The sequence below is a fragment of the Zavarzinia sp. genome (assembly GCF_049306435.1).
Lineage (GTDB): Bacteria > Pseudomonadota > Alphaproteobacteria > Zavarziniales > Zavarziniaceae > Zavarzinia.
Genome location: NZ_JBAQRT010000186.1, coordinates 1 through 5386, shown reverse-complemented (window position 1 = coordinate 5386; position 5386 = coordinate 1). Strand labels below are relative to the sequence as shown.

Here is a 5386-nt window from a genome sequence, read left to right as displayed (position 1 = left end):
GAGGGGCGCTGGGCGGGGCCGCTGTCCCTCCTCGCGGAAGGCGCGGCCGGCCTTGGCCTCGACGAGCCGATCCTGATCGCGATCGGCGACAGCCTCGGGGCGGCGCAGGCCCTCGACATGACCGAAGGCCTGGCGGCCTTCGGCTGAAAGCGGGCTCAGGCGCCGGCGATGGCCCGGCGCAGCTCGACGATGGCGATTTCGACCGGCGTGTCGTCGGTCAGCACCCGGGTGACATGGCCCATCTTGCGACCGGCCCGGGCTTCCGCCTTGCCATAGAGATGGAGATGCGCGCCTTCGGCCAGCAGCAGCCGGCCCCAGGCCCGGGCGTCGTCGCCGATCAGGTTCAGCATGACCGAGCGGCCGCGCCGGATCGGGCAGCCCAGCGGCAGGCCGAGGGCGGCGCGGGCCGCCTGCTCGAACTGGCTGGTTTCGGCGCCCTCGATGGTCCAATGGCCGGAATTATGCACCCGGGGCGCCATTTCGTTGACCAGCAGCCGGCCATCGGCGGCGAGGAAGAATTCGATCGCCAGCACGCCGACGTAATCGAGCGCGATCAGGAAATCATGGGCGATGGTCTGGGCCCGCAGCGCGACCTCGGGCGACAGCACCGGGGCGGGGGCGATGGTGACATCGAGGATATGGTGGCTGTGGCGGTTCTCGACCGGATCGAACACGGCGATATCGCCGGCGACGCCCCGGGCCGCCACCACCGAGATTTCGGCGGTGAAGGTGACGAAACCCTCGAGAATGGCCGGCTGGCCCTTCATGGCGGCGAAGGCGGCGTCGACATCGGCCAAGGTGCGGATGATCGCCTGGCCCTTGCCGTCATAGCCGAAGCGCCTTGTCTTCAGCACGGCGGGCAGGCCGAGGGCTTTGACCGCGGCGTCGAGTTCGGCGCGGCTGGCGACGGCGCGGAACGGCGCGGTCTCGGCGCCCTTGTCGTTGGCGAAAGTCTTTTCCGCCACCCGGTCCTGCGCGACGGAAAGCGCCTTGGCCCCCGGCCGCACGGGTTTTCGCGCGGCGAGGAATTCGACGGTGGCCGCCGGCACATTCTCGAATTCATAGGTGATGGCGTCGACCGCATCGGCGAAAGCGGCCAGCGCGGCTTCGTCCTCATAAGCGGCGATGGTGGTCGCGGCGGCGACGAGGCCGGCCGGCGGGTCCGCTTCCGGGCCATAGATATGGCAGCGATAGCCGAGATTGGCGGCGGCGATGGCGATCATGCGGCCGAGCTGGCCGCCGCCCAGGATGCCGAGGGTGCTGCCCGGGGGCAGGGCCGCCGCGGTCAGCGGGGCCGGCTTCGGTCTGGTGCTCACTCCGCCGTCTCCGGCACGCTTTCGGTCTGGCGCCGACGGAATTCGATCAGCCGGGTATCGAGCATCGGGTCCGACAGGGCGAGGATCGACGCGGCCAGAAGCCCGGCGTTGATCGCGCCGGGCTTGCCGATGGCGAGGGTGCCGACCGGCACACCGCCCGGCATCTGCACGATGGAAAGCAGCGAATCCTGGCCCTTCAGACTGTGGCTTTCGACGGGAACGCCCAGCACCGGCAGGCTGGTCAGCGCGGCGGTCATGCCCGGCAGATGGGCGGCGCCGCCCGCGCCCGCGATGATCACCTTGATGCCCCGGGATTTGGCCTCCTTGGCGTAATCGAACATGCGCTCGGGCGTGCGGTGGGCGGAAACCACCTTCACCTCATGCGGCACGCCGAGGTTGGCCAGGGTTTCGGCGGCATGAATCATGGTCGGCCAGTCCGACCGGCTGCCCATGATGATGCCGACGACGGGAGAATCAGAGGTCATGGATGAGAGCCTGTCAGGCGATGATGTCGGGCAGGAGCTGGCTGTTGACCTTCAGGATCAGATCCTTCAGTTGCAGCTTGCGCTTTTTCAGACGCTGCACCTGGATCTGATCGAAAGGCGGTGTCGTGATAAGGGCGTCGATGGCAGCGTCAAGGTCACGATGTTCCTGCATCAATTCCGTCAGCTTACGCTGAAGCTCTTCCTCGTCCACCATTCGCGCCGCGATCCCCACACCGGAAAGAGGGGTTTTATATCATGTCTGGACGCGACCATGAATGTTTCTGACACGCCGGGCGCGACGGAATTCTGGCGCTGGTCGATCGCCTGTTACGATCGCCCCGGGATCGCCGCCTTCTGCCTCGATCTTCAGGACCGGCAGGGGCGGGATGTCAATCTCGCGCTGTTGCTGCTTTTCCTTGCGGATCAAGGCTTCCGGCCGCTGACGGCGGCGGAGATCGGTGCGATCGACCGCGCCGCGACGCCGTTTCGCCAATGGGCCCTTCTCCCCGCGCGGGCACGCCGCCGCGCCCTGAAGGCGGCGGGTGGCCCGAACTATGAAGCGGCCAAGGCGGCCGAACTGGACCTGGAACGCGAATCGCAGCGTCAGATGCTGGCGGCCGTGCCGCCCCTTGGCCGCGATTCCCGGCCGGCGGCGGAGATCGCCGCCCTCAGCCTCGCCGCCTATGGCGTGACGGAGGCGGGGGCGCTGCTGGCGGCCCTCGGCTGACTATTCGTCCCCGGTTTCGCGCCCGCGGGGCCGGCCGCGCGGCCGTGTCGCCTCGCCCCAGCGCCGCACTGGCGCCGAATCGAGATCGAACAGATCGAGGGCGCGGCCGACGCTCTGCCGCGTCGCATCCTCGATCGTCTGCAGTTCGGCGTAATAGGCCGGCACCGGCGGCATGACCACGGCGCCCATTTCGGTGACGGCGGTCATCGAGCGCAGGTGGCCCAGATGCAGCGGCGTCTCCCGCACCATGAGGACGAGACGGCGCCGCTCCTTCAGGATGACGTCGGCGGCCCGGCTGATCAGGCTGGAGGTCACGCCCGTGGCGATTTCCGACAGGGTCCTGATCGAACAGGGCGCGATCACCATGCCAAGGGTGCGGAAACTGCCGGACGCGATGGTGGCGCCGATATCGGCCACGGGATGCACCACATCGGCGAGCGCGTGGACATCGGCGACCTTCAGGTCGGTTTCATAGGCCAGGGTGAGTTCCGCCGCCCTGGTCATCACCAGATGGCTTTCGATGTCGAGGGCGCGCAACTGCTCCAGCAGCCGGATGCCGAGCACGACGCCCGAGGCACCGGAAATGCCGACGATCATCCGGGGTTTCTGGGAAGGGGCCGGAGCCATGGTCTCGCGATGCTTTCGACTGTTTCTCGGGCGGAGGGTGGGCGCGGCGGCGGGATGGGTCAACGGTTTTGGAACATGGTGCGGTGCAATATCGAATCGATGCGCTGCATTCATCATTGAAGGCTGACGATGCCGTTCCCACGTGTTTAGATGTCAGTCCCGTGAATGGAAGGGAGGATCTGCGAATGAGCCTTGAAGCACGCGCAAGCAGCCTGTCCCAGCGTCATGCGTCGGTCGACCGGGAATTGGAGGCCGAATCCCATCGGCCGATGCCGGATCCGGCGGTCATCACCAAGCTCAAGCGCGAAAAACTGCGCATCAAGGACGAGCTTACTCGTCTGCCCAGCCACTGATCCCATAAGCTGAATTCGCCCCGCTCGGGGCCGGGGGCCACGTCGGCATGATCGGCGTGGCCCTTGTTTTTGGCGCCTGTGATCGCCGTCATCGCCTTTACCCGGCGATCGTGATCGAATGACCCTCTATCCGTCGATCTCGCGCCTGGACCCGGCATGATGCGCCTTTTCACCCCCGGACGATTGCGCCGCCTGGCCCTGGCCGGGCTGGCGGCCCTCGCCGTGCTGGCGGGGCTTGCCCTTGTGCTCGACCGGGCCTATCCGCTGCCGCTCGATCTCGTCGCCAGCCGCTCGACCATCGTGCTTGACGCCAGCGGCCAGCCTTTGCGCGCCTTTCAGGCCGATGACGGGCGCTGGCGCTTCACGGCGCAGCCGGCCGACGTCGATCCCCGCTTCATTGCCATGCTCACCGCCTATGAAGACCGGCGCTTCCGGGATCACTGGGGCGTCGATCCCGTCGCTGTGCTGCGGGCGGCGGGGCAGGCGGTGGTGGCGGGCAGTATCGTCTCCGGCGCCTCGACCCTCAGCATGCAGACCGCGCGCCTGATCCAGCCTCGGCCGCGCACCTTCGGCGCCAAGCTGATCGAAATGGCGCGGGCGCTGCAACTCGAGGCGCATCTGTCCAAGGATGAAATCCTCGGCCTCTATCTCACCCTCGCGCCCTATGGCGGCAATCTCGAAGGGGTGCGCGCGGCTTCGCTGTTCTATTTCGGCAAGGAGCCGGACCATCTGACCGACGGCGAGGCGGCGCTTCTGGTCGCCCTGCCGCAATCGCCCGAGCGGCGCCGCCCCGATCGCCACGAGGATGTCGCCCGGCGGATGCGCGACGAGGTGCTGACCCGGGTCGCCGAAGCCGGCGTCATCACCGAAGCCGCCGCCCGCGAGGCGATGGAGGAAGCGGTGCCGGTCGCCCGTCTGCCCGCGCCCTTCTTCGCCCCCCATCTGGCGGAGCGGCTGCATAGGGCCGATCCCGCCGCTTCGGTGATCGCCAGCATGATCGACCGCGACCTGCAACAGAAGCTGGAAGACCTCGCCGCCCGCAACATCGGCCAGTTCGAGGCGACGGCCAATATCGCCATCCTCGTCGTCGCCAACGAGGGCCGGCGGGTGGTCGCCAGCGTCGGCTCCGCCGGCTATTTCGACCGCCGCCGCGCGGGGCCGATCGACATGACCATGGCGGTCCGCTCCCCCGGTTCGGCCCTGAAACCCTTCATCTACGGCATGGGCTTCGAGGATCTGGTCTGCCATCCCGAAACCATCGTGGTCGACCGGCCGACCCATTTCGGCGGCTATGCCCCGAAGAATTTCGACCGGCTCTATCGGGGCGAGGTCAAGCTGGCGGAAGCGCTTCAGCTGTCGCTGAATATTCCCGCCGTCGCCGTCCTCGATCTGGTCGGGCCGCGCCGCTTCTCGGCCCGGCTGGCGGCCTCGGGCGTGCGCCTTCGCCTGCCCGATCCGGGCGCGGAGCCCAGCCTGCCCATCGCCCTTGGCGGTGTCGGCGTCACCTTGCGCGATCTCGTCACGCTTTACGCCGCCCTGGCCGATGGCGGGCGGGCGCTGCCGCTGCGCGACCGCATCCACGACGAGGCGGGCGTGCCCGCCACCCTGCTGTCGGCTTCCGCCGCGTGGCAGGTCACCGCGATTCTGCGCGACACGCCGCCGCCGCCCCATCTCCTGCCCGGGGAATCGACTTCGGACGGGCGCCAGATCGCCTACAAGACCGGCACGTCCTATGGTTTTCGCGATGCCTGGGCGATCGGCTACGACAGGGATTATACCGTCGGGGTCTGGGTCGGCCGGCCGGACGGTTCCTTCTCGCCCGGGCGCATGGGCCGCGAGGCCGCCGCGCCCCTCGTCTTCGCCGCCTTTTCCATGCTG

The 5386-nt window shown here is 68.3% G+C and carries 6 protein-coding genes; 3 read left to right on the top strand and 3 right to left on the bottom strand.

The features are described from left to right. Positions 1-155 precede the first annotated feature (155 nt). Both WAZ62_RS10365 and purE read right to left on the bottom strand, forming a co-directional pair. Complete coding sequence (locus WAZ62_RS10365; protein ID WP_422643448.1) at positions 156-1316, bottom strand: 5-(carboxyamino)imidazole ribonucleotide synthase; 1161 nt, start codon at positions 1314-1316, stop codon at positions 156-158. Continuing rightward, complete coding sequence (purE, locus tag WAZ62_RS10360) at positions 1313-1801, bottom strand: 5-(carboxyamino)imidazole ribonucleotide mutase (protein ID WP_422643447.1); 489 nt, start codon at positions 1799-1801, stop codon at positions 1313-1315. The genes WAZ62_RS10365 and purE overlap by 4 nt, the downstream gene beginning before the upstream one ends. Between purE and WAZ62_RS10355 the strand changes: the two genes are divergently transcribed. After that, on the top strand, positions 1800-2528 hold the full coding sequence (locus tag WAZ62_RS10355; protein ID WP_422643446.1) for a TIGR02444 family protein: 729 nt from the start codon (positions 1800-1802) through the stop codon (positions 2526-2528). The genes purE and WAZ62_RS10355 overlap by 2 nt on opposite strands. On the opposite strand, the gene WAZ62_RS10350 is transcribed toward WAZ62_RS10355, so the two are convergent. Continuing rightward, entirely contained in the window at positions 2529-3155 is a 627-nt protein-coding gene (locus tag WAZ62_RS10350; protein WP_422643445.1) for a UbiX family flavin prenyltransferase, read from the bottom strand. It abuts the gene before it with no gap. A gap of 185 nt (positions 3156-3340) precedes the next feature. Between WAZ62_RS10350 and WAZ62_RS10345 the strand changes: the two genes are divergently transcribed. Beyond that, on the top strand, positions 3341-3508 hold the full coding sequence (locus WAZ62_RS10345) for a YdcH family protein (protein ID WP_422643444.1): 168 nt from the start codon (positions 3341-3343) through the stop codon (positions 3506-3508). Between the two features lie 156 nt (positions 3509-3664). Further along, the coding region (pbpC, locus tag WAZ62_RS10340) for a penicillin-binding protein 1C (RefSeq protein WP_422643443.1) at positions 3665-5386 on the top strand (1722 nt) is incomplete at its 3' end.